This is a genomic window from Pantoea sp. SIMBA_079 (assembly GCF_046940275.1).
Taxonomy (GTDB): Bacteria; Pseudomonadota; Gammaproteobacteria; order Enterobacterales; family Enterobacteriaceae; genus Pantoea; species Pantoea borealis.
In genome coordinates this window covers 1-233 of sequence record NZ_JAWRYR010000958.1, presented here as the reverse complement: position 1 = coordinate 233, position 233 = coordinate 1, and the positions used below count along the sequence as shown (strand labels likewise).

Annotated in this window: 1 protein-coding gene; it reads left to right on the top strand. The window is 58.4% G+C overall.

Annotation, left to right across the window (positions count from 1 at the left end; all coding sequences use genetic code 11):
* A partial coding sequence (locus tag SB719_RS22770) for a permease-like cell division protein FtsX (protein ID WP_412160126.1) occupies window positions 1-233 on the top strand: 233 nt, incomplete at both ends.

Here is a 233-nt window from a genome sequence, read left to right as displayed (position 1 = left end):
GCGGTGACGGATAATACTGCGTCGCCGCAAATCACTGTTTATCTGCAAAAAACGCTGGACGATGACGCTGCTGCGGGCGTGGTGGCACAGTTGCAGGCCGAGCAAGGCGTGGAGAAAGTGAACTATCTTTCTCGTGAAGACGCGCTGGGCGAGTTCCGTAACTGGTCTGGCTTTGGCGGCGCGCTGGATATGCTGGAAGAAAACCCGCTTCCGGCAGTGGCGGTGGTGATCCC